This is a genomic window from Bacillus sp. FSL R5-0431, from assembly GCF_038002985.1.
In the GTDB taxonomy this organism is placed as follows: Bacteria; Bacillota; Bacilli; order Bacillales; family Bacillaceae; genus Bacillus.
Genome location: NZ_JBBOOG010000001.1, coordinates 881,101 through 904,951, shown reverse-complemented (window position 1 = coordinate 904,951; position 23,851 = coordinate 881,101). Strand labels below are relative to the sequence as shown.

Below are 23,851 nucleotides of genomic sequence, written 5' to 3'. Positions count from 1 at the left end.
TCTCAATGCAAAACGATCAGCAACCAATGTTTCAAGGAAGCGCTCCCCAGCCCGAGCTCAATCATGGCGGACATGAGTTATTCGATTTACATGAAATTTTAGCCGGCACGATTAATATTTTGGATCAGTATATGATCCTGCGGCAGTTTATTCAGGATCCTGCATTATCCGACATCTTGGATCGACAATACCAATTCGTTTTATCACAGTACAATGTCACTGTAGATTGTTTTTCTACTGGACAAAAGCCTAGTGAAGAAACCGCTACTTATATGATGAAAGAGCACACACAAGTGACGTACGGGATCAAGCCTTCTCAGCCGAAGAAGCCGAATCAGTCATTACAGGATGTAAAAGACTTGGGCATCACAGGGCATATGCTCAGCCTGGTCAAATCACATGCTGGATTACTTTCCATGTCTGCATTAGAAGTAACAAATCCAGTTGTCAGACGTGTGCTTGCTGCGCAAATCCCGAACTTTATTGAAATGGCCTATGAAATTTTCTTGTATCAAAACAAGCATGGCTACTATCAAGTTCCCCAGCTTTCCAGACAAGACATGACGGCCATGACATCAGCTTTCGCACCGCTTCAAGGGCAGGTTCAAATGCCGCCAAGTAAAGCCAATCAGCAAAAACCCCTTCATTAAAAAAACGGCTGACCCTTTTCTCTGGTCAGCCGTTTTTTCTTTGATACATCTTGTTAAACTGATCTTCAAAATCTGCGAGCCGCTCCCCTGTCGCCTGTTCAAAGCCTTTAGCAAATTGACCTATTTTCGCCGTTTCCTGCATGATCTCATGTATGATATCTCGTCCGTAAAGCTGAACCAGCTCATAGATCATATAATAGCTTTGCAAATAAACATCTGTCTCATACGTCATCCGGGAGTCCTGCCAATCTTGATCGGAATGAAGAGATTGAAAGGGAATGACGTCGAACCGTTCAGACGTGGCATTTAACACGTCATAGGCCGTCCATTCTGCTGTTCCTTCATGGAACCAAAGCGGAAAGATCACTGGAGACACTTCATAAGAATGAACTTTTTCATAGAAAACAAAGTGAGCATATTCATGAATAAATAACGTGTTGAAAAAGTATAAAGGCAATGTCTCTTTCTTCAATAATGCTTCCCGTTTATCTGGATATAACCCAATCATTTGATCATGATCGGAGTAAAAACCCGTAATATGCTTGATTCCGGCAAATTGCTCGATCGTCTCTTTATCATCAAAATAAATAATGTCTAAAGGTTTGTCAGTTTCAAACTGAAACACTGACGCTGTCCTCTTCTTTGCCTGATCCATGGCCTCGATTGTCAGGTCAACAAAAGCGTCCTCTTCCTCTGCATAGTATATTCTAATATGTTCATAAACTTGCTTATTGAGTCCCTCCGTTAATATGGTTTTAGGAGAAGACTGCTGCTCTAAATATTGTCCTGTCAGCTGAAACGCAACATAAATCAAGTACGCGGTGAAAGCATAAAAAATGAGACCTGCTGCAATCATTCCGCCTACAAGCTTTTTATGAATCAATGACGGCTTGGCTTTCATTTGCTCCCCACCTGAATTCATCCTGCAGCCTCTTTCTCTTTCTATGAAGAAACAAAGATCAACAAGAGGTGATATATTTTTTACTTTATGCAGTCAGGTGCGCAAGGTGCGGTTCCAAACAAAAAAGCCGCATATGACATACGGCTTTTGTCGTAGCTATTTTGATTCAGGGAAGACACGCCGAACCGTTTCAGTAAATTCATCGAAAAATCCTGAAATTGGCTCTCCGCTTCTAATACGTTTTCCGTATCCTTCCATACGATCGATAAAGTCTGGATTCGCAGATACATACACGTTGTCGATTTGTTGATCCGTTGATTTGACTTTGTCTGAAATTTTCTTTTTCAGATCGTCCGTCACATTACCGCTTTTATCGCCTTCAAGCATAACGGCAACAAATGCATTTTTTCCTGTGACAAGCACGTTCGCTGTTTTCACTTCAGACATGTTGGCTACAAGCTCTGACGCTTTATCTGCCACTTTGACCTTCTGAGGTGTTTGAACATTTGGTTCGTCCTGTCTCATATTGTCATTCTTATATGTGACATTTTCATACTGTCGTTTCATTGTTCCTCTTCGCTCATCTCCCTGGTTGTTCATGCCACATCCAGTGGTGATCAATGTTGGAACGAGTAGTAAAGATAGCATCCATTTCTTATTCATCAATTATTCCCTCCTTTTGCTCATAGGTTTTTCATCCAGCCGGCTTTTTATGCACACATTTCTATTTCATAAAATGAATTCATAATTCAGCCTGCTTTGGTCATCCTAAACATGATGAAGAAGTATCATCATGATCAAATGGAGGGATTCGTTTGTTTAAGAAAAGAAAAGGCATGAGCACTGGCGCAATGATCGCAGTATCAACAGCCATCATTGCATTATTTTCTCCGGTTTTACGAAGAAGGCTGAAAAGCATGACGCAAATGAATATGTCTTCAATGATGAAAGGAAAAAGCCATCAGCACCATGACTCATCTCGTCACGAGTCACACGCACAGAATGAATCAAAGGGAACTGCGGAAATCGGACAAATGATGAAGCAGGCATTCACTGCTGTACAGCCAAATCATACGAATCAGCACCAATCGACATCAAGAAACCATCAGCCAAGAGAGTCTTATGCACAGTCTCTCCATATTGATGAAAGTGTCATGAATGTGATGGATGATGAATCAATCCAGCAAGTAATCAATGACATCGAGCACAAATAAGAAAACAGGAGCCTTCATAAATAGAGGCTCCTGTTTATTCTCCTGAAAAATGTTCTTTCACCATCACAGAGAAGAAAGGTAAAAAGGTGATTTCAACTGTTGTGATAAAATCGTCATAAGCTTCTACTATGGTTAAGAGCTCTTTCTCGTTTGGCCGGTCCTTTTTTATCTCTACATGCTGCACGGTTTTAAAATCATATATGCCTAAAACGGATGCGTCTTTTTTTCGAACAGCCTTTAACGTAAATTCTTGATTACCAAGGTACATCGTGACAACGAAGCGCTCGTCTTGATTCTCAAATCGAAATGTCAGGTTTTGATATTCAATAGGCATACCTCTCTCGAACCTTTCATCAGGCTCCGTTTCAAAAAAAGAAAGCCAGTCCGTTTCATCTGGGAAGCGTTTTCCTCTCATGTGTTTCGATCCCCTCATAAGTGAAATTTTTATTAATTATCCTTTTTCCCCTTTTCTTTTGCAACAAATTTTAGTAATTTTAAAAAGGTGATTTTATTTTGCTAAGAGACCTCTTTATTAATTTAACAATTCTTGTCACTTTCCATTATTTATTTATGCTTGTGTTTAAAGAGAATTTTCTGAAGAAAGAAGATACCCTGCTCAGACAGCTATGCAAAGGCATTCTTTCTGGATTACTCGGTGTCCTTTTAATGTTCTTCTCTATCAAAGCAGGTCCAGCCATCATCGATTTAAGACATATCCCCCTTATTTTAACGGCCTTTTATGGAGGCATCGTCCAAACCATCATTGCAGCCTGTGTTGTGATTATTGGTCGATTATTAATTGATGCCAACGTCGGTTCTTTCATCAATATTTTTTCCATGATGATCATTGCAACAGCCTCTTTTTTAATTGCTGAGCGCCATATGAATCAAGTTGCGAAAATGCTTTTGTCCATTACGATCAGCAATGTGATTGCAACTTTTTTGTTTATTACGATTGCACATGAGACCTCTATTGAAGTCCATTCTGCCTATTGGATGTTCTCATATGTTGCAGGACTGTTTAACTTTTACGTCATTGAGCATCAAACAAAAGCATATCAGCTGTTAAATTTGTATAAATTCCAAGCTCATTATGACTTTTTAACAGGTGTTTTAAATAAACGGAAGTTCGATGAGGTCTTAAGTGATGCTTTTTCTATGAAATTTAAGCAGCCTATCCATCAAATGTCCCTTATTTACTTAGACATCGATTACTTCAAATCCATCAATGACCAATATGGACATCATGAGGGAGATATGGTTTTAAAAGAAATCGGAAAAAGGCTGATGAAAAACACAAGAAGCTCTGATTATATTGGCCGGATCGGCGGTGAGGAATTTGCTGTCCTTCTACCAAATTGTACAGTTGAAAAAACATGGCAGATTGCAGAACGCTTACGGAGAAAAATAGCAGATCAGCCGATTTATTTACAAAATGGCATGTCCATTCATATCACAGTATCACTTGGGTGTGCTTATTACCCCGGAACAAGTGCAGACATCAAACAATTACCGATTATGGCTGATCAGGAGCTCTATAAAGCGAAGCAGTCTGGCCGAAATCAAGTGAGCTTCTCAGAGAGAAAAAGAGGCCAATTAATATAGGCTTTTTCCTCAATTTGTTAGCGCTAATTATTTTTAAAAAAGTTTTCGTATAACAGTTGTTTTTTCCCGCAAACACTGGTAAAGTAAAGGTAATTATTTTTGTTCGTATCATCTTTAAGAAGAAAGTTTTGAAAGAGTTTTCGTCTTTGAAGTTTGTGTAAGAGCAAGAATAGTGAATTTAAGCGTTAAGATCGCTTTAGGAGGAAATTTCATGTTAGAAGGTAAAGTAAAATGGTTCAACTCTGAAAAAGGTTTCGGATTCATCGAAGTAGAAGGTCAAGACGATGTATTCGTTCACTTCTCTGCTATCCAAGGCGAAGGCTTCAAAACTTTAGAAGAAGGTCAAGCAGTTTCTTTCGAAATCGTTGAAGGTAACCGTGGACCACAAGCTGCTAACGTTAACAAAGCGTAATTTAAGAGCATCTGCTCTTTAGCACTTTATAGAGTGAAGGAAAACCGTCCGGCTTCTGCCGGCGGTTTTTTTGTGCCATAAAAAAAAGAGAACCTGCGAGAGGTTCTCTTTTTTATTTGTCCTTCTGCTTTAGCTTCTGTAAAGCAGAACGATACATATCATCATTCATTTTTGTCTCTGGTTCTTCTTCTTTGACAGGTGGTTCTGGCTGCTTAAACTTTTGAAGCGCCTGTCTATAAAAATCATCGCCAGACACTCGTTCATCCGTTTGAGAAGGCTTTGACGCTTCCTCTTCTTCTTCAGGCTCTACAGGTCTCGCCGCAACTTCTGACTCGCTGTGCGGCACGTCAGGCTGATTGGGCACATCTTCTTTGATCTCTTTCTTCTCGACCGAAGCGTGTCTGACATTGAACGCTACTAATCCGATAATGACTAGAACAGCAGCTACTAACGCTACAATAATCGTCGCCAAAAGAACCCTCTCCTTATCGCTTAAATGACGCAGTGACTGATGCTACACGTCTTCCTAATGCTTTGCCGAGTTCAATGCCTTCTGTAGAAATCACTTCATCAGAATCAATCGGACAAGTCACACCTGCTCCATAGTAAGAGCCGTATAAAGCATTCTCTGGCACATTTCCAGGAAGGCCAACGACAAGCATCCCTTGATGGAACATTGGTGTAATCAAATTATGCATCGTCATTTCTAAACCGCCGTGCGTTGTAGCAGTTGTACAGAAAACGGCACCGACTTTATCGATCAGTTTTCCCTCTGCCCATAGGTAGCCAAGACGGTCAATCCATGTCTTTAACCCAGAACTAATGGTACCAAAGTGACCAGGGCAGCCCCAAATGATCGCATCCATTTGATCCAGCTTGCGAATATCCGCATCTTTCACGTGATCGACGAATACTTCAGCCTGCTCTGTTTCACCTGCGCCTGCTGCAATTGCTTCTGCCAGTGCTTTTGTATGGTCACCTTCACTATCGTATACGACATAAATTTTCATGTACGGTCCCTCCACACTTATCTTGCATCTTGGTTTGCTTCCTTAGGTGCTGGAAGCAGTGTCATTTCTTGTTTTTTATGCTGCTGATCTTTTCGCTTTTTATCCTTACGTACATCACGCAGGAACAAGCTGAGAATGACACCAGCGGCACAGAATAACGTTACCCACATGTAAGCATCATTGATGCCCATTACGTTTGAATCGACCTGTGCTTTCGTAAAGAGCTGGGTAGATACATATTTTTGAGCAGCTTCAGCTGTCATGCCCATATGATGCATCACATTCGACACAGCCGCCTGGAATGAATTCATAAAGAACGGGTCCGCTGTATTTGTTTGATCCGCCATATTGGAATAATGGAATGTTGTCCGATTCGTATAAATCGTTGTGATCAAACTCGTACCGATCGAACCGCTAATTTGTCTTAATGTATTAGACATCGCTGTACCATGACTGTTTAAGTGCTGTGGTAATTGGTTCATCCCAGCTGTCATCACCGGCATCATCAAGAGTGACATACCGAATGCACGAACTGCATACATGAGCACAATGTGACTATACGATGTATCAATGGTCAGCCTTGTAAACTCGAATGTGGTGACAACGGTAATGAGCATCCCCACAATCGCAAGCGGACGAGGTCCAAATTTATCAAACAAAATCCCTGAAATCGGGGACATAATCAGCATCGCAAGTGCCCCTGGAAGCATTAATAGCCCGGATTGCAATGCCGTAAACCCAACGAGGTTCTGCAGATAAATCGGAAGTAAGAACATCCCAGTGTATAAGGCAACTGTAATAATAATATTAATGACACTTGATAATGAGAAGATGCTGTATTTAAACACGCGGAAATCAAGCATCGGATTATCAGCTTTCAGCTGTTGGAAAATAAAGAGAATGATCGCAATCGCACCAACAATAATCGTCGATAAGACAATCGGATCTGTCCAGCCATCACTTCCCGCTTCACTCACTCCGTATAGAAGCGAAGCAAAACCAACGATGGAAAGAATCGCACCAAGGCTGTCCAGCTTGATTTTTTTAGGCTCTACAATATTTCTAAACATAAAGAAAGCCGCGATAATGACAATCGCTCCGATTGGTACAAGTCCATAAAACATAATACGCCAAGAATAATGTTCAATAATATAACCAGATAATGTTGGTCCTACCGCAGGAGCAAACATCATCGCAAGACCGAAAATCCCCATTCCTTTCCCTCTGTTTTCCGGAGGGAAAATAAAAAGGATTGTTGTCATCACGAGCGGCTGCAGGATACCGCCGCCGATTGCCTGAATCAAACGACCGATGAGCATCGTTGAAAAGTTCGGCGCAATCCCGCAAATAAAGGTCCCTAGTGTAAACGAGATCATGGCGACTAGAAATAAGCTGCGCTGTCCAAAGCGTGTGATTAAAAACGCAGATAACGGAATCAGCACACCGTTGACAAGCATATAACCTGTTGTAAGCCACTGAATCGTCGTTGCACTCACATTAAATTCAGTCATTAAATGGGGCATGGCTACGTTCAGAAGCGTTTGGTTCAAAATCGCTACGAACAAGCCGGCCATTAAAATGATCAGTAAAGACAAGGAGCCTGCTCCCTGTTTTGTTGCTGCAGGTTGATTTGCCATCTCAGACAACCTCCTTTCATTTTTTGATATCAAACATCATTAAGATGAAATTTTGACAGAAGCATTCATACCAGGAAGTACTTTGTCTGATGGATTTTTAATTGAAATTTTCACTGCTACTTTTTGTGTGACTTTTGTATAGTTACCACTTGAATTTGTTGCTGGCAGCATATTGAATGTTGAGTTTGTCGCATAACCAATTTGTTCAACTGTTCCTTCAAATGTTGTATCAGGATCACCATCTACCACGATGTCGACTTTGTCGCCTTTTTCAATACTTTTAATATCTGTTTCTTTGATATTCGCTGTGATGTAAAGCTTGCTTAAATCAATGGTTTCACCAAGAACTGTACCAGGCTGCACTTGTTGATTGTTTTGTACTTCTTTTTTGACTAATGTGCCATCAGCCACTGATTTAATGTTTGTTTTTGTTTCTCCTTCAACTTTTGCAACTGTGCTGTCTTTTTGCACTTCGTCACCTTCATTGATATCCCAGCCTTTGATTTGTCCAGCTGCTGGTGCTGTGATTTGATACATGTCACCTGTCACTTTCGCCTCGTCAGTTTTGACAAAATTTGTGCTTTCGTAGTAGTAATAAGCACCTCCGGCAATAATGGCAAGAATCACAATAAGGCCAATAATGTTCGTTAGCAATAAACGCCCTCTGTTCATGTTTTGTTTCTCCTTTCATGTATAAAAATATAGTGTCATCTGCTTTAGCAAACTTAGAATGCCCATCATCTGACAGAATATGAAACAAGCTCATAAAGCTGTTATTTCTCCTTCATCTACTCCGCCTGAAAAATGGTGTGCAGCCCATTTATACTTATTGTTCACTCATGAGCAAAGAGTAGAAAAAGAAGAAAAGACGATCGGCATCTTTTTTGAAAAACTTATATTTAACAAGATTAAATATTAATAAATGAAAATTGAAATGTCAAAGAGAAAGTTTTACTTTTTTTCTGGTGATCCCTTCCTTCTCCATACAAAAAACCCTTCAGCCCTTATGCTGAAAGGTTTTTTCAAATGTGCTATTTACGAAAGAACTTCTTCCTGCTGAAAAAATTTTTTTAGTGCGAGAAAAACATCTGATTTTTGCTTCAAAATATAATGCTTAAATTTCTCATCCTGTATATGCTTATATGCTGACATTAATGTAGAATGCCGGTTGTATTGATTCACTTCACCATAACAGAATAAGTTGGCTTTTTTCATAATTTCAGAAACAAGCTTCACGCACCGTGCATTGTCTGAGGTCAAATTGTCTCCATCAGAAAAATGAAAAGGATAAATATTATATTGCGACGGCGGGTATCGTTCGTCTATGAGCTCTAGTGCCTTTCGATAGACAGAAGAGCAAATGGTCCCTCCGCTCTCGCCCCGCGAGAAGAAATGCTCTTCATCTACAACCTTCGCCTCCGTATGGTGGGCAATAAATTCAATATCGACCGTCTCATACTTTGTCCGTAAGAAACGTGTCATCCAAAAGAAAAAACTTCTCGCCATATATTTTTCCCAAAGCCCCATACTTCCGCTCGTATCCATCATCGCCAAAACGACGGCTTTCGACTCTGGTTTGGTCACTTCATTCCACGTCTTATATTTGATATCCTCTGGGTAGATTGGATAAAAGGAAGGACTGCCTGTCATCGCATTTCGTTTAAATGCCGACAGCATCGTTCGTTTTTTATGAATATTCCCTGTTAACCCGGTTTTGCGAATATCGTTAAACTCAATTTGCTCGACAATGATGTCGTCAAGCTCCTTTTGTTTAAGGTTTGGCAGCTTTAGCTCCCGAAACAGCGCTTCCTCAAGATCGATTAATGAGACCTCTGCTTCGTAATAATCCTCACCAGCCTGATCTCCAGCGCCCTGCCCCTTTCCTTGCCCTTGCTTACTGTCTGATCCATCGCGCGCGACAATATCTCCAACCTCGCTGTCTCCATCGCCTTGACCCACATGCTTATTTTTGTCGTAATTATACCGAATTTTATATTCATCTAACGAACGAATCGGAATTTTGACAACATCTTTTCCATTAGACATGATGATGCTTTCTTCTGTGACAAGATCCGGCAAATTATTTTTAATCGCTTCTTTGACTTTTTTCTGATGACGCTGCTGGTCGTCATAGCCTTTTCGATGGAGGGACCAGTCTTCCTGAGATACAATAAACTGACTTTTTTCTTGCCGGGACATCCATCCCCCTCCTCACCTGTTTGCACAATTCTTCTAACTACCGATTCCTTTATCCTATGCTGCTCGTCACCCAAGTTGACGATCATTTCTAAAAAAGACATTACCGGTGCAGGTGCGCCAATAATGCCTCCTTCATTTATTAACGATTGAGAAGACTGCCTACATATTTTAAAAGTTCATTTGCACTTGTTGAATTATAGCCATGTTCATCAATCAATCTAGCCACTACTTCATTGACCTTCTTCAGCTGCTGTTCATCCGGTGTCTTCGTTGACGTCGTAATTTTCACCACATCTTTTAGATCAGCAAACAGCTTCTTCTGAATCGCCTCTCGCAATCTCTCATGAGAATTATAATCAAAGCGTTTGCCCTTTCTCGCATAAGCCGAAATACGAATCAGAATTTCTTCTCTGAATGCCTTTTTGGCGTTTTCAGAAATACCGATCTGCTCCTCAATTGAACGCATAAGCTTTTCATCAGGATTCATTTCTTCACCAGTTAACGGATCACGCAGCTTGTTTTTATTACAGTACGCCTCGACATTATCTAAGTAATTATCCATCAGTGTTTTCGCAGACTCCTCATAGGAATACACAAATGCCTTTTGAACTTCCTTCTTCGCAATATCGTCGTACTCTTTTCGCGCGACAGAAATAAAATTCAAATAGCGCTCCCGGTCCTCGCTGGAGATAGACGGATGCTGATCGAGTCCTTCTTTTAACGAACGAAGGACATCCAGCGCATTGATCGATTCCATATTCTTTCGAATAATAGTGGAGGAAATTCGGTTAATCACATACCGCGGATCAATTCCGCTCATCCCTTCATCATGAAATTCCTTTTTCATCTCATCAATATCAGCAGATTGGAAGCCTTCGACACTCTCTCCGTCATACAGACGCATTTTTTTCACCAAATCAATATCAGAACGCTTCGGCTCTTTGAGTCTTGTCAAAATGGAGAACATCGCTGCCACCTTCAGCGTATGCGGGGCAATATGCACATCAGAAACATCACTTTCTGAAATCATTTTATGATAAATGCGTTCCTCCTCTGTCACCTTCAAGTTATAAGGAATCGGCATCACAATAATTCTTGAGTGCAAGGCCTCGTTCTTTTTATTTGAAATAAACGACCGGTACTCGGTTTCATTCGTATGAGCGACAATCAATTCATCTGCACTAATCAAGGCAAAACGGCCTGCTTTAAAATTTCCTTCCTGCGTTAATGACAGGAGATGCCATAGAAATTTCTCATCACACTTTAACATCTCCTGAAACTCCATCATCCCTCGGTTTGCTTTATTGAGTTCTCCATCAAAGCGGTAGGCCCTTGGATCTGACTCTGATCCAAATTCAGCAATGGTTGAAAAATCGATGCTTCCTGTTAAATCAGCAATGTCCTGAGATTTCGGATCAGATGGACTAAAGGTACCAATACCAGTTCGTTTATCCTCTGAGAAAAAGATCCGTTCAACCCTTACATCCTCAATTCGTCCGCCATATTCCTCTTCTAGCCTCATCATATTCAGAGGGGACAAATTCCCCTGCACACGAATGCCATATTCTCTATAGAAATCCTCCCGCAGATTTTGCGGAATAAGATGAAGCGGGTCTTCATGCATCGGGCAGCCTTTGATCGCATAGACTGCGCCATGATCTGTCAGTGAATATTCTTCTAGTCCTCTTTTCAGCCTAGTAACAAGCGTAGATTTCCCGCCGCTTACTGGTCCCATCAATAACAAAATACGCTTCCTCACATCGAGCCGCTTGGCAGCAGGGTGAAAATATTCCTCTACTAATCTTTCCAATGATTCCTCTAACCCAAAAAGTTCCTGATCAAAAAATTTGTACGTTCTGACCCCATTCTCCTCTTCAATCCCGCTGTCTTTAATCATATGATAAACGCGAGAATGAGCAGATTGAGCGACAAGTGGATTTTCCTTTATAATGTCTAAATAATCGCTGAATGTGCCTTCCCATTTGAGACGCTGCTCTTCTTCTCTGTGCTGTTCGATTTTCTTTAAAATATCCATATGAACCTCCTCTTTCAAGATTGAAGCAAGTAATCAGATACTGTTTTACAATCTATGCGGAGGCGTCCTATTACATGCTTTCGTTCTTCAAAATGACGAATTGGCAAACTGAATTGACAACCATCCGCAAGACCCTTCATAATAAAGGAAAAACAGGAGAAAAATGCTCTTCTTCTCTTGCTTTTCAAGGCGAACTTCACACCATATGAAACAGGCAGCGATAGAAACAAAGGGATAAGGGGGAAGCTTATATGAGAACGGTCATTATGATGGGCGTCATCATTACGTTTTTAGTATCCATTTTCACAGCTGGCTACGAAGGCAAGCCTGGTAAATGAAAAAAAGGATGTTCCATTAGCGGAACATCCTTTTTTCATTTAATACGTTGTTTTTAGCACCTGCATATTCACTGTATTCCCTGATACATGAATGGACGTAAAGTCTTGCGTATCAATCACAGGTGTGACGGCACGACTGTCTAATGTGATGTCAGTAAAACGAGTAGAGAAGTTTGCCCGAATATCTTTCCGGTAGATATCGTCAGTCACTGCTACTGTCGACAGTAATTTCCACTTAGTCACAGAGCCAATGTTTGAGTTTTGAATTTCTGTGATGATACGCCCGGTATAACCAACATTATTTGTCCCCCAGAACGTCGCTCTTGTATGTCCATTCAAGTTTTTATAAATGGTCATTTGCACAGTACTTCCAGGCTTAAATCCTTTTGTATACGTAAAATCATTTTTTCCTTCGATATATGTCTCTTGATTATTTGTTCCTACTTTCATCGTAGGTTTCCACACATTATAGGTTGGACTGTATTGAAGACCGATGTCTGCTTCTTTTGAACCTGTGAATCCAGAATAAATATAAGCTGTCCCATTTGACACACTCATTGCGGGAGGGAGTTGAATCTTTGTGACCAATATTGATCCATTGCTATTGATATAAGTACGCCCGCCGATACCTTTCGATAATTGCACTGCTTCTATTTCCTGCGTCTGAGAGAGACCTGGGATACTGACTGGAATCGTCCCCATTAAAATAGCAGAGCTAATGGCACTAGTGATCAGTAGCTTTTTCATCTCATTTAATGGATTCATTATTTTTTGAAAACGCGATTACAATCTATCATACTACCTATTTTTTACATGTAAAAAAATATAAAAAAGTCGTATTTTCCTTCTTTATATTTCTTATCTCATATAAAAAAAGCCGAGATAGGTATCCCGGCTTTCATTATGACCTTAAATCAGATCTCGGTATTGCTGCTGGCGAAGTGCCTCATACACAAGAATTGCTGCCGTATTCGATAGATTCAGAGAACGAACATGCTCTGTCATCGGTAAACGAAGGCAGCGGTCCATATTCTGTTCGATCAAATCTTTCGGCAATCCACTTGTCTCTCTGCCAAAAACGAAGAAGTAGTCTTCATCTAACTGAGAGTAATCAAATGTCGTATGCGGCTTTTGGCCAAATTTTGTGATATAGAAGAATTGTCCCTTCGGATGAGCCTCAAACAATTCATCAAGCGAGTCATGATAGACCACATTGGCATATTTCCAATAATCGAGTCCTGCACGCTTCAGCATTTTGTCATCTGTCGAAAAACCAAGCGGACGAATCAGATGAAGAGTTGTATTTGTTGCTGCACATGTACGCGCAATATTTCCAGTATTAGCTGGAATCTCTGGTTGATATAAAACGACATGAAGTCCCAAAAAAGTTCACCTCTAATTTTCTTTTCCGCTCAACATTATACCATTAACTATCCTTCGCGGCATCGTCCAAAATGTGAAAAAACGTATAACGAATAGCAGGTGTATAGGCGGTCGAATCCTCATACGACCAATAACGCATACGGCTGTCATATGTCTGTGCATTCACAAGAGGCATTCCGCCTTTATCATGATCGACGACAATGGTTGTATGATTATACCTGCCATCTCCCTCAAAATCGTAGCAAATGACATCACCAATTTGAAGCTCCTGCGCTTCTTTGAGTTTCTTTGCTCTTAAACCCGCTTTCGAATTCGCTAAATAATTTTTCATCGAATGAGCCACCGTCCAGCTATAGCTCCACGTATGAGGACGCACCCACCAGCCAGATCCGCGGTTCGGATACCCTCTCGTTGGTGCATTCCCTGCTTTCAAGCATTGTGAAATAAAATTTGTGCAGTTATCTTCAAAATTTTTATAGGCGGGATTTCGTTTATTCCAGTACGTCTCCGCATATTGCACAGCTGCCCGCCGGTCATAGTGAAAGGCTCTCCCAAACTGTTCTTCGGTCTGAAAGCGCTCATCCACCTGCTCTTCCATTTGCCGTTTTTCTAGCATCATCCGATCTTTGACAAGCATGTCGTTGTAAAGGAACGCTTCTCTTTTTTCTACCTGCTCCTCTAAATAAAAAGAGTCGTCTGCATCCTTGCATACATAAGTGAGATGAGCGAGATACTGCACATGCTGAGCCCCGTCATCCTGAATCGATGAATCAAGAAGTTTTGCTTTGGCTTTCGCCTTGACAATCTCCACCTGTCTTCTAGCAAAAAGCTCTTTTTTCCGTTCAACTGCTTCCACATCAGACATGAGCTGCGGCTGTTTAATTGCACTCCCATTTAATAAATAACCAAGCCTGTCTTCTAATGTTTGCTCTAATAATTGTTTCACACAGACACCACCAAACTTTTTTTAAAATCTCTGTTTGGTTCATTCTATGTTCATAGGGATGTTATTTAGTATTTAAAGGTGTCTGTAAAAACTCAATCCCTTTGACAATTTCTTGTTTCGCTTCCTCATCACTTTCCCGCTCAAGGGCTTTTTCCAACTCTGGGAGCAGCTGCTCGTCGCCAATTTTCCCTATTGCCCAAGCAGCCGTGCCTCGAATAACAGGCCGTGGATCCTTGTGCATCAAATCAATCAACACGGGTAAGGCAGATGTATCTTTAAAGTGAGCAAGTGCCAAAATCGCATTTCGCTGAATCGGCTTTTTCCCCCGCCATGACCCTGAAACATGACCGTATTTTTCCTTAAACTCACGATTACTGATCGTAAGAAGCGGCTTTAAGAGCGGCTTCGCAATTTCAGGGTCCGGCTCCATTTCAGGATGCAAATGAAAGTCTTTTCCTTTATTGATCGGGCAGACGATTTGGCACGTATCACACCCATACAATCGATTTCCTATTTTCGAACGAAATTCGTCAGGCAAAAATCCTTTTGTCTGCGTTAAAAATGAAATACATCGTTGAGAATTCAGCTGTCCTGGATTCACAAGTGCACCAGTTGGGCACGAATCTACACATTTATTGCACGTTCCGCACTGGTCTTCAATTTTTTCATCCGGTTCAAATGGGACATTTGTGATCATTTCAGCCAAATACACATAAGATCCAAACTCTGGCGTGATAATCATACAGTTCTTTGCACTAAAACCTATGCCAGCGCGTTCCGCTACTGCACGATCAGACAGTTCCCCTGTGTCCACCATTGATTTTGTTCGTATATCGACATGTTTGCTTCGCAAGAATTCTTCGAGCATATCGAGCTTTTTTTTCAGCACAACATGATAGTCCGTCCCCCAAGAAGCCCGGCAAAAGATCCCTCTTCTTGCATCTCTTGTACTTCGAGGAGCTTCTTTCATTTTGGAAGGATACGCGAGCGCTATCGCAACAATTGATTTGGCCTTCGGAAGCAGCAAAGAAGGGTTTGTTCGTTTTTCGATGTCAGGCTCTTCAAAGCCTGACAAATACCCTAACGATTCATGTAAGATGAGGCGGTCCTTTAATGAATCAAATGTATCAGCACTTGCAAATCGGATTTTATCGACACCAATTTCTTTCGCATATTGAATCAATTCTTCTTTTAATTCTCCAACATGAATCACCTTGCAAACCTCCTTTCTTTGTTTCTTCTGTTGTTTTCAGTATAATACGAGTGTATCATGATCGATTGGAGTGAGTCACTGTGAAGATACATATGGAAATTTCTCATCCTGAAAACCCGTCTATCCATGTTGGACAGATTGAATATTCGCATATTGAAGTTGATACATCCCCTCAAATGTTAAAAGGCCGACTACGCCTGTTTCAAGAATCTTTATTCTTTGAATACGAAGATAAAGTCTTAGAAGAAGTACCAGCAATCAAAGAATGGACGGATCTTTTAAAAGACGTTCCTTTCCTGCCAATTCTTGCTGATATCCAAAAGGAACAATTTATTGACTCGACCAATTCCGTACAGGATTTGTCGATATTTTTCTCTTTAAAATATTTCTTGCCCATCCTGACATTCGATGCTGATCGCATAGAAGAGCCGCTTTCACTAGCAAAACATGAGACTGGCCACATTGAATGGCAGGACGACGCGGGACTTAAGGGATTATTTTCTCATGCAAGTAAAGCACAAATTTCTCAAGACACAAAAAACATTCTGCAAATCATCCTCTTTCCGCCATCTATTTCCCGGGAAAAGAGTGAAGCTCTAATCCAATCCTTGACGAAGATGTTTGTACAAATACATGGTGGAGAAAGTAAATATGAACTTATTGAAAAAGCACTGTAGCTTGACAGTGCTTTTTCACATTATACTGACATAATAAAAAACGCAACACTTCGTTTATCTATGAAACGAAATACTGCGTTATAAACAAAATTATGTATTGGAGCGGGTGATGAGAATCGAACTCACGACATCAGCTTGGAAGGCTGAGGTTTTACCACTAAACTACACCCGCATCAATTTTTAAAAAGCAACGTCATCGCGTTGACTTTTATTATGTTACAACTTTCTTAACAATTCGTCAAGAGAATATGAAGATTTTTCGTCAAAAAACTTCATATTCTCCGTATATATTACGATAGTTATTTATCTAGCTGGATATAAAATAAGTATGCTTGTGACTTATTCTTCAGCGCTTGCTTTGGATTCTTCTCAATCACTTCAAGCATAGGTGAATTCCCGTCTTTCCCCATTGCTGCTGTATATGCAATCAATGCCTTTCCTCCAGAAGAGACTTTGACAGTTTCAGATTGTGCAGAAAAAACATAGTCACTTACTTTGAACGGGAAGCTTGATGTCGCTTTCGCCATTCCCTCATTCTTTTTGTCTGACCAAATACTAAATTGTGATTCATATGTATCTTTCTCATGCTTTAATTGCAAGAGCACATTCATCGTTTGGTCGGTTCCATTCTGATGTAAAGTAAAGGTGGCAGATGATGCTTCCTGATTAGCTAATCGACCATTTTTGTAATGACTCCCGATAAACGTAATACTCTTATCCTTCTTCGTTAATCCTTTTAGTGTCAAAGCCACCATTTCATTAGGGGTTGATGCTTCTAGTAAGTTTTTTTCTTTTTTTGTCAGTTTCATTTGTTCGATGGTTACTTGCTTCTTAGTAGCAGATTCCGTGTTTATTGTAGATACCGTCTTCTCGGTTGTCGTGGTTTCTTCGGCCTTCTCGCCGCATCCTGCTAATAGAAAAACAGTGAATATAAGAACACTCCATTTTTTTAACATTGAGATCCCCTTTGATGTTTTTTCTATTATACTAAAATTTGGTTGATTATACAAAAAAAGATTAGGAGGATTCTCCTAATCTTTTGCTTTTTTCTGCTTCATTGCTGATAAGAAAGCCACAATGAGAAAACTCGCGGCAAAAATCACAATCATATAAATAAAAAAGTTTGGCTTGATCTGAAAAGTAAATGCGGATGAACCTTCCATCTCAAAAGCGAGACTGTTAAATAATAAGGCATCATTCGTTTTTGATTGAAATAAATGATAGAACAATACACCAATTGTCAGCATCGGAAAGCCTAAAAATCCTAGAAAGCCACCAACAATAGCGCCTTGTTTCATCGCCTGTACGTTCATGATCGTTGTCCTCCCATTCCCCCAAGCAATAGCTGCTTCATAATGGATTTACCATCCCCCATAAATGGAAGAAGATAGAGTAATTGAATAAAATACGTGATTGAAAAAATAAAGAAACCTGTCGAAATTGGATTTTCTTTCAGAAATAATACGGTCACAATGATCCCTGCTGCCCCGATCACACCCGGGACAAGCGGCCCAAGCAGAGTAATCCATACTTGCTTTTTCTGAAACGGATCTAATACAGGTCTCACAAATTTCACAGACATCATATCACTCGCAAAAAAGCCTTGAGGACCATCCCGTCCCGCAAATTTCCGATGCGCATAGCCGTGTGCTGCCTCATGTAAGGCGGTCCCGGTAATTAATCCAAAATAAATAATAGTAAAATAAATCGCAATGGCTGCAATCGACTGGTCAGGAATGAATAAAAAAGCGATCCCTGCCATGACCATAAAAAGCATCCAGAAAAAGATGATTTTACGCGTCACCATGAGCAAAGCCGTCCCCAAAATGTGCAGGAACGAGTGACCAGTGCAATCAAATCGTTCCTTCATTTTCACTTGATACTGTTTGAAAAATTGACAACAGGCTGTCACAATCCGATATGGTGATTGATAATGAATAGACAGCAAGTGATGCTGATTTAACCCCATTATCAGTTGATAAAAGTCACGAGAAATCACAGATTCATCGACCTGAAACAAATCGGCGAGCTCTGCGGTAATACTTGCTTCTGTCCTTTTGCCATCTACTTTCGTTAACATATGATAGGCACTTTCATTAATCGGGAGTGTGCTTCCATACTGCGTATCAGTGAGATGCCTCTTTTGTAAGGTCACATACGGCGCGAGTGCCGGTACCCGCTCAATCTTTAGCTTATTGTTAAGAAGTTGAATCATGTGAATACCTCCATGAAAAACCTTTGTATATGGCAAAGATGAGCAGACCTTCAAATGCAGCTACAAGCAGCCACTGAAGTGTTTGACTCGACTCCCCTATGATATAGTTTCCAATAAAAACAATCGGAATCATGAGTAAAATAAGTGCTCCAAATGAAAAAATACCTGTGTAGGGATTGTTTCGGTCAAGCGGAAGTAAAATACCTACCACATAAAAAAGCGCAGTGGCATTGCATAAAACAGCAGCCCCAATCAATACGTTCCAAATCTGATCAGGAAGCGTCAGCGTTGTCAGCATGAATAACGCAATTTGCAGTATACCAACAAGCAAAAGCCCGATAAACTTATACAGAGCCACTTCCCACGATCTTAGGCCAAATGTTTTGTACATCCCCAGCATTCGTTTATCATTGCCAAATGAATTGAAGGCGGTTAATCCAGCAAGAGCGCAGAGAACAAAAAACGCTTCTTCTTCAAAGCGGAATCCAAACTGATAACGGACGAATAAGATCACAATGAGGAGAATGAGAAAGTTTAAAATGTTTTCTTCATTTCGCACCTGTGATTTCATTTCCTTTACAATAAGTGACCATTTTTTTGAAGAAGAGAACGGCAGTTTGTTTAAAAAGGTTAACGCTTTTTTCTCTGCCATAATTGGCATCATCGCAAGAGAAAGAAATGCGCCGCCCGCCGATAAAAGGATGAACAGGATCAAGATTGCATAATTCACCCCTTCAGGAGACATTCCTTGAGCCGCTAAGAAAAACGGTGCTGTAAAATACATCAAATGATAATCAAACTGTATATATGATTGCTGAATTTGACTGATATCAAAATGCGTCATTCCATACGCCACAACCAGTGCTAATAAAACAAAGATCGCTGCAAATTTTTGTAACGGTAATTTTAATTTCAGAACGACCAAATAGGTAATATTATAAATGAGTTGCAGAAGCATTAAGACAAAAAGCGATTGCAAAATCACCATTAAAAAGAACGTAAAGATAAAGAAAATACCTATTCCCTGGGCAATAAAGTTAGGTAAAAGCAGGATACCGATAAAAAATAACACAAGTCCTGCCACCACTGTCACCATCGGAATAAAGTATCCAAGGCTTTTCTGAAAGGTAGAAAGCGGGAACCAGCTGAGCTGCATAGAAAAACGGTCTTGCTCAGGCGTTCTGACCTTGATCAAAATGAATAACAAGCTTGTAAATATGGATGCATTGATCGCCATTGACACAACGAGTAATCCAAGTGAACGTTCATCTCCATTTAAGAAAGCCTTCATAAAGACACCTGTAAAACTGTATCCGATGATGGCGCCCATTGTGACGGCAAACAAAAAGAATAAGATCACAATGATCCGCTTCGTCTGAGTATCAAAGAGCTTATACATCTCCTGCTGCCACATTTTAAGCATCATTCTAGAAATGATTAATGATTTCATCAAAATGTGCACCCCTATCACTTAACATTGAAGCTTTCAGAAACACCTGTTCCAATGTGCTTGATTGATACTTCTCCTTTAAGGCTGAGACCGTTCCTTCATCCATTTTATTTCCCTTAGAAATAATGGCGATTTTGTGGCACAGCTCTTCCGCTGAAAGCATATCATGCGTTGAAAGCAAGATCGCACCATGGTGCTCGGCATAACGCTTCATCAGTTTCTTTGTGTTTATAACCGCTTCAATATCAAGTCCTCTAAAGGGCTCATCCATGATCACCAATTGACTATCAAGCATAAAGGCGGCAATCAGCTGTGTCTTTTTTTTCATACCATGTGAATAGGTTTCGATCGGTCTTGATAAAGCCGAGTCCATATCAAACAGTTCAATTAGTTGATTTCTTCTATGAATTGTTTTACATTCATACATAGAAGAAACAAAATCTAAATATTCAGCACCAGTCAATGCTTCAGGGAGTAGCAGATCATCTGGAACATAGGCTACTTGTTTTTTAAAGGATGGTTCGTCATTTGTGACGTCCTGCAAGAGAATCGTTCCTTCTGTATGCTTAATGATGCCGAGTATACAGTTAATCATCGTTGTTTTACCGGAACCATTCGGTCCAGCAACAGCAACGATTTGATGAGGGTCGATCTGTAGATGAAAATCATTGACAGCAGTCACGTTATTTTTATACGTCTTAGTTAAATTCTCGATCGTAAACATATAACCTCCAAGTGTCTGCATATTCTTTAAAAACAGATCAGGCTAAACCGCCCGCCACAGACGGTTTAGCCCTGGTGTCATTTCATAGAAGTAAAAAGATGAATCCTAAGTATAGCTACTTACATTCAATTTGGACTTTTAAGCCACTTTCCCACTGAACGGCTCCTGTAAAGCTACCCTTGCCGTTTGCTAAACACCAAACTGCTGCTCCTAGAACAACTGTTGCTCCCAGTCCAAGAAGGACAGCAACAAATACTAAGAACCAAGCTTGGTCCATAATAGCAGGTTCCATAGTGGAATAGTCAACTTGCGGCGCTGCATAAGTCATACTTTTCACCTCCCAGCTTATGATGATCGTATCATAGGCGTCACTCTCCAAACATCAACAGAAGATCCCATTTTTGACCGAACATACTTTTGGGTAAAATGTGACTTTTTATTCAATTATTCACTTTTAAGTGTATAACACCTCTCTTATTAACTAGGTTTTTTCACTCCATAAGAACCACAAAACCCAGATAATGGCAATTAAACCATCTTTTTTCTTCTTTTTTTGAAATAGGCCATTTTTATCATCTCCTTTATATATTCTTTCTTTTTTGTGAGATAGAAAGAATTCCCCCGATATATCAGATATAAAAGTCCTGATTATATGTCGTTATAACTCCATTTATGAAATATTTACTGATAATTCCGACAAAAAAGTGAGTATATTTTCCTTCTTCTCTTGTCACTTAAAATATGTATATACAAGAGAGATCATTGGGAAAAAAGCCCTTGCCTTCTTGAGTAACATCCAACATATGACACGCTCCTTTCTATGAAAAAGCAACCTACAGCATAGGCTTTCCCCATGATTCCACCAGCTGGCATTCTTTGTGCTTCAAATTAGATTAATCGCTTATAGAATTCATCTAAAACGATGGCGAGCATGATCTTTTCAAACAACACTTGAATGATTTGCTGCTTTCTAAAAAAACTGATCCGCACTCTCTAATGAAACAATCTCTCTTTTCACCAACATATACACCCTTCCAATTGAAATAAAAAAGTTCATCAACTTTATTGATTATTTTTTCAGATTTATCTAAAAAATGATTGACCAGGCATGAAACAAGATTTATAGTCTTATTAAATATTTCTTATCAAAGTAGTTGGTTTTATCTAACAAAAGGAGGATACACACATGTCAGAAGAACGTCCATTCCGTTTAGAAACAAAAGCCATTCACGCAGGTCAGGAGCTTGATTCAGCAACCTATTCAAGAGCCGTGCCTATTTACCAAACAAGCTCTTTCGGTTTTAGAGATAGTGAGCATGCGGCGAATTTATTTGGACTGCAGGAACCCGGAAATATTTATTCTCGCATTATGAACCCTACAAATGACGTCTTTGAAAAACGGATCGCTGAGCTTGAGGGCGGCATTGGTGCACTTGCTGTCTCTTCTGGACAAGCAGCGACAACTTATTCTATTTTAAACATTGCAGGAGCTGGTGACGAAATTGTATCCTCCAGCAGCCTTTATGGAGGCACGTACAATTTATTTGCCCATACACTCAAAAAGCTCGGCATTACAGTGAAATTTGTTGATTCATCCAACTTGGAAGAACTCGAAGCAGCGATTACAGACAAAACGAAGGCAGTGTATGCAGAAAGCATTGGGAATCCTAAAGGCGACATTCTACATATTGAAGCCGTCTCAGCCATTGCACACAAGCACCATATTCCGCTTATTGTGGACAATACGCTCGCAAGCCCCTATTTATTAAGACCGATCGAGTTTGGTGCAGACATTGTCGTCCATTCCGCTACGAAATTCATTGGCGGTCATGGTACATCAATCGGCGGTGTCATTGTCGATAGCGGCCAGTTTCCTTGGGCTGACAGTGATAAGTTCAAAGGGCTGACTGAACCAGATCCAAGTTACCACGGCCTGACGTATACCGAAGCGATTGGAGAAGCGGCTTATATCACAAAAGCACGTGTACAGCTCTTACGGGATTTAGGAGCAGCCCTATCACCATTCAACTCATTCTTACTTCTGCAAGGCCTAGAAACTTTGCATCTGCGTCTCGAGCGTCATAGTGAAAATGCATTAAAAACAGCGCAATTTTTACAAGATCACCCTCTTGTAGATTGGGTAAGCTACCCAGGTCTTGAAAGCCATGAATCTTATGAGCTTGCTCAAACGTATTTGCCAAAAGGACAAGGCGCCATTCTCACATTCGGTATTAAAGGTGGACGAGTAGCTGGTAAAAAGCTCATTGATTCCGTTAAGCTTTTCTCCCACCTTGCAAATGTGGGCGATTCCAAATCACTGATTATTCATCCTGCCAGCACAACGCATCAACAATTAAGTGAAGCAGAACAAAAAGCGACAGGCGTCACACCAGAACTCATTCGTTTATCTGTTGGAACAGAAGCGATTGAAGACATCCTTGCAGATCTTGAACAGGCGATCACAAAAAGCCATGCTGAATGAAATAGAAAAAGCACACCTCTGTGTGCTTTTTTTTATGAGTCATTAATCATTGAGAAGTCGAATGTCTTGGAAAGGGTAAAACACAAATGAAGTGGTTCCTTGAATATCACTTTTTGTAAAAAGACCTAAGCCATTGCGGCTGTCCATTGAGTTTTGACGATTGTCACCCATGACAAAATACTTTCCTTTTGGAACGGTAAGAGGACCAAAATCAGGTGTCAGCAAGGTCCCATCTGCGGCTGCTTTCTTTTTCTTTGACGCTAAGTAAGGCTCCGCCACTTTTTGACCATTGACATACAGCTGGTCATTTTTCATTTCAATTTTATCACCGGGTAAACCAATTAATCGTTTTACATAATGAGTGCTGCGGTCTTCCCCATCAAGAACAATGATCTGTCCCCGTTTGTAATCGCCGAAGTAATCAACCGTTTTATTCACAAAAACCCGCTCTGTATCATGCAATGTCGGGTACATGGAAGACCCTTTGACAATGTAAGGGGCGAATAAAAAGTTACGAATGATAAAAACAGCAATGAATGCGATTAAGATGGCTTTGATCCAGCCCCATAATTCTGATTTCTTTTTTTGTGTTTTTGTATTTGTTGTCATAAGCTCCTCCTGAAATCCCCTAGGACGAAATGAGTTCCGCCAGCTGCACGCCAGCATCACGCTTGTATCACCCTAAATATAAACATATTTTGCCAACAAATCAAGCGGTGAGAGAGAAAAAGGCAAGCACCCTTCTGTGCTTGCCCAAAAC

At 40.4% G+C, this 23,851-nt stretch carries 26 protein-coding genes and 1 tRNA gene; 6 read left to right on the top strand and 21 right to left on the bottom strand.

Annotated features, from left to right (window positions below):
- The first annotated feature begins 5 nt into the window (after window positions 1–5).
- Complete coding sequence (locus MKZ03_RS04430) at window positions 6–650, top strand: spore coat protein (protein ID WP_012009386.1); 645 nt, start codon at window positions 6–8, stop codon at window positions 648–650.
- A gap of 25 nt (window positions 651–675) precedes the next feature.
- Here MKZ03_RS04430 and MKZ03_RS04425 read toward each other — a convergent pair whose 3' ends face one another.
- Both MKZ03_RS04425 and MKZ03_RS04420 read right to left on the bottom strand, forming a co-directional pair.
- Window positions 676–1,551, bottom strand: coding sequence for a hypothetical protein (locus MKZ03_RS04425; protein WP_341032607.1), 876 nt, complete (start codon window positions 1,549–1,551; stop codon window positions 676–678).
- Between the two features lie 156 nt (window positions 1,552–1,707).
- Window positions 1,708–2,214: a YhcN/YlaJ family sporulation lipoprotein gene (locus MKZ03_RS04420; protein WP_034663773.1), complete on the bottom strand. Its 507-nt coding sequence runs from the start codon at window positions 2,212–2,214 to the stop codon at window positions 1,708–1,710.
- A gap of 152 nt (window positions 2,215–2,366) precedes the next feature.
- Between MKZ03_RS04420 and MKZ03_RS04415 the strand changes: the two genes are divergently transcribed.
- Window positions 2,367–2,765: a hypothetical protein gene (locus MKZ03_RS04415; protein ID WP_034663775.1), complete on the top strand. Its 399-nt coding sequence runs from the start codon at window positions 2,367–2,369 to the stop codon at window positions 2,763–2,765.
- A gap of 34 nt (window positions 2,766–2,799) precedes the next feature.
- Here the strand turns inward: MKZ03_RS04415 and MKZ03_RS04410 are convergent, their stop codons facing one another.
- On the bottom strand, window positions 2,800–3,180 hold the full coding sequence (locus MKZ03_RS04410; RefSeq protein WP_341031069.1) for a hypothetical protein: 381 nt from the start codon (window positions 3,178–3,180) through the stop codon (window positions 2,800–2,802).
- 98 nt (window positions 3,181–3,278) lie between these two features.
- On the opposite strand from MKZ03_RS04410, the gene MKZ03_RS04405 reads away from it, so the two are divergent.
- Together MKZ03_RS04405 and cspB are read left to right on the top strand one after the other, a co-directional pair.
- Window positions 3,279–4,370: a diguanylate cyclase gene (locus tag MKZ03_RS04405; RefSeq protein WP_034663781.1), complete on the top strand. Its 1,092-nt coding sequence runs from the start codon at window positions 3,279–3,281 to the stop codon at window positions 4,368–4,370.
- 211 nt (window positions 4,371–4,581) lie between these two features.
- Window positions 4,582–4,782, top strand: a complete 201-nt coding sequence (gene cspB / locus MKZ03_RS04400; protein ID WP_003212277.1) for a cold shock-like protein CspB — start codon at window positions 4,582–4,584, stop codon at window positions 4,780–4,782.
- Window positions 4,783–4,894: 112 nt separating this feature from the next.
- On the opposite strand, the gene MKZ03_RS04395 is transcribed toward cspB, so the two are convergent.
- The 10 genes from MKZ03_RS04395 to queG form a co-directional block, all read right to left on the bottom strand.
- Window positions 4,895–5,254: a hypothetical protein gene (locus MKZ03_RS04395; protein ID WP_060595840.1), complete on the bottom strand. Its 360-nt coding sequence runs from the start codon at window positions 5,252–5,254 to the stop codon at window positions 4,895–4,897.
- A 13-nt stretch (window positions 5,255–5,267) separates the two neighbouring features.
- Window positions 5,268–5,792 (bottom strand): flavodoxin family protein, encoded by a 525-nt coding sequence (locus tag MKZ03_RS04390; RefSeq protein ID WP_034663787.1) that lies wholly within the window; start codon window positions 5,790–5,792, stop codon window positions 5,268–5,270.
- 17 nt (window positions 5,793–5,809) lie between these two features.
- Window positions 5,810–7,429: a DHA2 family efflux MFS transporter permease subunit gene (locus MKZ03_RS04385; protein WP_034663790.1), complete on the bottom strand. Its 1,620-nt coding sequence runs from the start codon at window positions 7,427–7,429 to the stop codon at window positions 5,810–5,812.
- A gap of 39 nt (window positions 7,430–7,468) precedes the next feature.
- Window positions 7,469–8,101: an HlyD family efflux transporter periplasmic adaptor subunit gene (locus tag MKZ03_RS04380; protein ID WP_034663794.1), complete on the bottom strand. Its 633-nt coding sequence runs from the start codon at window positions 8,099–8,101 to the stop codon at window positions 7,469–7,471.
- Window positions 8,102–8,464: 363 nt separating this feature from the next.
- Entirely contained in the window at window positions 8,465–9,628 is a 1,164-nt protein-coding gene (gene yhbH / locus MKZ03_RS04375) for a sporulation protein YhbH (RefSeq protein ID WP_060595839.1), read from the bottom strand.
- Window positions 9,629–9,767: 139 nt separating this feature from the next.
- On the bottom strand, window positions 9,768–11,663 hold the full coding sequence (locus MKZ03_RS04370; RefSeq protein ID WP_034663803.1) for a PrkA family serine protein kinase: 1,896 nt from the start codon (window positions 11,661–11,663) through the stop codon (window positions 9,768–9,770).
- A gap of 377 nt (window positions 11,664–12,040) precedes the next feature.
- On the bottom strand, window positions 12,041–12,748 hold the full coding sequence (locus MKZ03_RS04365; protein ID WP_341031064.1) for a YrpD family protein: 708 nt from the start codon (window positions 12,746–12,748) through the stop codon (window positions 12,041–12,043).
- Window positions 12,749–12,910: 162 nt separating this feature from the next.
- Complete coding sequence (trmL, locus tag MKZ03_RS04360) at window positions 12,911–13,384, bottom strand: tRNA (uridine(34)/cytosine(34)/5-carboxymethylaminomethyluridine(34)-2'-O)-methyltransferase TrmL (RefSeq protein WP_034282301.1); 474 nt, start codon at window positions 13,382–13,384, stop codon at window positions 12,911–12,913.
- 43 nt (window positions 13,385–13,427) lie between these two features.
- Window positions 13,428–14,330 (bottom strand): amidase domain-containing protein, encoded by a 903-nt coding sequence (locus MKZ03_RS04355; RefSeq protein ID WP_060595838.1) that lies wholly within the window; start codon window positions 14,328–14,330, stop codon window positions 13,428–13,430.
- A gap of 61 nt (window positions 14,331–14,391) precedes the next feature.
- The gene (gene queG / locus MKZ03_RS04350; protein ID WP_066031773.1) at window positions 14,392–15,540 is read right to left on the bottom strand and encodes a tRNA epoxyqueuosine(34) reductase QueG; all 1,149 of its coding nucleotides are present in this window, start codon (window positions 15,538–15,540) and stop codon (window positions 14,392–14,394) included.
- 83 nt (window positions 15,541–15,623) lie between these two features.
- Between queG and MKZ03_RS04345 the strand changes: the two genes are divergently transcribed.
- A complete protein-coding gene (locus tag MKZ03_RS04345; RefSeq protein ID WP_240667858.1) occupies window positions 15,624–16,220 on the top strand; it encodes a hypothetical protein in 597 nt (198 codons plus the stop codon).
- A 98-nt stretch (window positions 16,221–16,318) separates the two neighbouring features.
- Here MKZ03_RS04345 and MKZ03_RS04340 read toward each other — a convergent pair.
- The 7 genes from MKZ03_RS04340 to MKZ03_RS04310 form a co-directional block, all read right to left on the bottom strand.
- Window positions 16,319–16,392 (bottom strand) — tRNA-Gly (locus MKZ03_RS04340).
- A 127-nt stretch (window positions 16,393–16,519) separates the two neighbouring features.
- Window positions 16,520–17,176 carry a hypothetical protein gene (locus MKZ03_RS04335; RefSeq protein ID WP_341031062.1) on the bottom strand — a complete coding sequence of 219 codons (657 nt, stop codon included), beginning with the start codon at window positions 17,174–17,176 and terminating at the stop codon, window positions 16,520–16,522.
- Between the two features lie 75 nt (window positions 17,177–17,251).
- On the bottom strand, window positions 17,252–17,533 hold the full coding sequence (locus tag MKZ03_RS04330) for a hypothetical protein (RefSeq protein ID WP_060595836.1): 282 nt from the start codon (window positions 17,531–17,533) through the stop codon (window positions 17,252–17,254).
- Entirely contained in the window at window positions 17,530–18,435 is a 906-nt protein-coding gene (locus MKZ03_RS04325; RefSeq protein ID WP_060595835.1) for a PqqD family protein, read from the bottom strand. Before MKZ03_RS04325 ends, MKZ03_RS04330 begins: the two co-directional genes overlap by 4 nt.
- Window positions 18,419–19,885: a hypothetical protein gene (locus tag MKZ03_RS04320; protein WP_341031059.1), complete on the bottom strand. Its 1,467-nt coding sequence runs from the start codon at window positions 19,883–19,885 to the stop codon at window positions 18,419–18,421. The genes MKZ03_RS04325 and MKZ03_RS04320 overlap by 17 nt, the downstream gene beginning before the upstream one ends.
- Window positions 19,863–20,609, bottom strand: a complete 747-nt coding sequence (locus MKZ03_RS04315; RefSeq protein WP_034663820.1) for an ABC transporter ATP-binding protein — start codon at window positions 20,607–20,609, stop codon at window positions 19,863–19,865. Before MKZ03_RS04315 ends, MKZ03_RS04320 begins: the two co-directional genes overlap by 23 nt.
- A gap of 115 nt (window positions 20,610–20,724) precedes the next feature.
- The gene (locus MKZ03_RS04310) at window positions 20,725–20,937 is read right to left on the bottom strand and encodes a hypothetical protein (RefSeq protein ID WP_003211695.1); all 213 of its coding nucleotides are present in this window, start codon (window positions 20,935–20,937) and stop codon (window positions 20,725–20,727) included.
- Between the two features lie 858 nt (window positions 20,938–21,795).
- Here MKZ03_RS04310 and MKZ03_RS04305 point away from each other — a divergent pair.
- Complete coding sequence (locus MKZ03_RS04305; RefSeq protein WP_341031056.1) at window positions 21,796–23,091, top strand: homocysteine synthase; 1,296 nt, start codon at window positions 21,796–21,798, stop codon at window positions 23,089–23,091.
- Between the two features lie 42 nt (window positions 23,092–23,133).
- Here MKZ03_RS04305 and lepB read toward each other — a convergent pair whose 3' ends face one another.
- The gene (lepB, locus tag MKZ03_RS04300) at window positions 23,134–23,700 is read right to left on the bottom strand and encodes a signal peptidase I (RefSeq protein ID WP_106036589.1); all 567 of its coding nucleotides are present in this window, start codon (window positions 23,698–23,700) and stop codon (window positions 23,134–23,136) included.
- Between the last annotated feature and the right edge of the window lie 151 nt (window positions 23,701–23,851).

Bases quoted from the DNA above. Each gene is read 5' to 3' on its own strand.
- MKZ03_RS04325 (WP_060595835.1), bottom strand. From the start codon at position 18,435: ATGATTCAACTTCTTAACAATAAGCTAAAGATTGAGCGGGTACCGGCA.
- MKZ03_RS04410 (WP_341031069.1), bottom strand. From the start codon at position 3,180: ATGAGAGGAAAACGCTTCCCAGATGAAACGGACTGGCTTTCTTTTTTT.
- cspB (WP_003212277.1), top strand. From the start codon at position 4,582: ATGTTAGAAGGTAAAGTAAAATGGTTCAACTCTGAAAAAGGTTTCGGA.
- MKZ03_RS04370 (WP_034663803.1), bottom strand. From the start codon at position 11,663: ATGGATATTTTAAAGAAAATCGAACAGCACAGAGAAGAAGAGCAGCGT.
- MKZ03_RS04335 (WP_341031062.1), bottom strand. From the start codon at position 17,176: ATGTTAAAAAAATGGAGTGTTCTTATATTCACTGTTTTTCTATTAGCA.
- lepB (WP_106036589.1), bottom strand. From the start codon at position 23,700: ATGACAACAAATACAAAAACACAAAAAAAGAAATCAGAATTATGGGGC.
- MKZ03_RS04420 (WP_034663773.1), bottom strand. From the start codon at position 2,214: ATGAATAAGAAATGGATGCTATCTTTACTACTCGTTCCAACATTGATC.
- yhbH (WP_060595839.1), bottom strand. From the start codon at position 9,628: ATGTCCCGGCAAGAAAAAAGTCAGTTTATTGTATCTCAGGAAGACTGG.
- MKZ03_RS04310 (WP_003211695.1), bottom strand. From the start codon at position 20,937: ATGACTTATGCAGCGCCGCAAGTTGACTATTCCACTATGGAACCTGCT.
- MKZ03_RS04425 (WP_341032607.1), bottom strand. From the start codon at position 1,551: ATGAAAGCCAAGCCGTCATTGATTCATAAAAAGCTTGTAGGCGGAATG.
- MKZ03_RS04430 (WP_012009386.1), top strand. From the start codon at position 6: ATGCAAAACGATCAGCAACCAATGTTTCAAGGAAGCGCTCCCCAGCCC.
- MKZ03_RS04380 (WP_034663794.1), bottom strand. From the start codon at position 8,101: ATGAACAGAGGGCGTTTATTGCTAACGAACATTATTGGCCTTATTGTG.
- MKZ03_RS04320 (WP_341031059.1), bottom strand. From the start codon at position 19,885: ATGAAATCATTAATCATTTCTAGAATGATGCTTAAAATGTGGCAGCAG.
- MKZ03_RS04305 (WP_341031056.1), top strand. From the start codon at position 21,796: ATGTCAGAAGAACGTCCATTCCGTTTAGAAACAAAAGCCATTCACGCA.
- MKZ03_RS04365 (WP_341031064.1), bottom strand. From the start codon at position 12,748: ATGAAAAAGCTACTGATCACTAGTGCCATTAGCTCTGCTATTTTAATG.
- MKZ03_RS04330 (WP_060595836.1), bottom strand. From the start codon at position 17,533: ATGAACGTACAGGCGATGAAACAAGGCGCTATTGTTGGTGGCTTTCTA.
- MKZ03_RS04315 (WP_034663820.1), bottom strand. From the start codon at position 20,609: ATGTTTACGATCGAGAATTTAACTAAGACGTATAAAAATAACGTGACT.
- MKZ03_RS04390 (WP_034663787.1), bottom strand. From the start codon at position 5,792: ATGAAAATTTATGTCGTATACGATAGTGAAGGTGACCATACAAAAGCA.
- MKZ03_RS04385 (WP_034663790.1), bottom strand. From the start codon at position 7,429: ATGGCAAATCAACCTGCAGCAACAAAACAGGGAGCAGGCTCCTTGTCT.